Raw genomic sequence first — 443 nt, forward strand, 5'->3', positions numbered from 1 at the left:
CCTATCGATCACCTTGTTCGACACGTGCCCGCCATCCACCGGAAGGCATCCAAAATCGCTCGCGATGAGGGAGCGCTCGCGCATCTCGAACAGGAGTCGCTTTTCCTCGCCCACGACAGCTCGATCAAGATGCCCGCGTGGCGGCGTCATCTGCTGAAAGGTGAACGACGCCAAGCGGCAGAACAGCTTGCACCCCCGACGCAGCACCAGCATTTGTACCTCGACGTGCCTGACGATCTGCATCGATCGATCGTTGAAGATGGCCGCATCTGTACGGGCGCAGCACCTGCAGCGGCACTGGCAGGATCCACGATCACGCCGGACTTTGTCGAGCGTTCATGGCGTCACGCAACGCGCTCGGCCATCAACGTGGCGTTCCTCGTCCTCGTCGTATGGACAGCGCTCACGATCACAACGATGTGGACCGGCATGCACTTCGCATC

Annotated in this window: 2 protein-coding genes; one reads left to right on the forward strand and one right to left on the reverse strand. The window is 60.9% G+C overall.

What is annotated here, in order from left to right:
- A partial coding sequence (locus K9U40_RS23870) for a hypothetical protein (protein WP_282892532.1) occupies positions 1 to 213 on the reverse strand: 213 nt, incomplete at its 3' end.
- Between K9U40_RS23870 and K9U40_RS23875 the strand changes: the two genes are divergently transcribed.
- A partial coding sequence (locus tag K9U40_RS23875) for a hypothetical protein (protein WP_282892533.1) occupies positions 214 to 443 on the forward strand: 230 nt, incomplete at its 3' end.

It is taken from the genome of Xanthobacter autotrophicus (assembly GCF_030015065.1).
Lineage (GTDB): Bacteria > Pseudomonadota > Alphaproteobacteria > Rhizobiales > Xanthobacteraceae > Xanthobacter > Xanthobacter autotrophicus_D.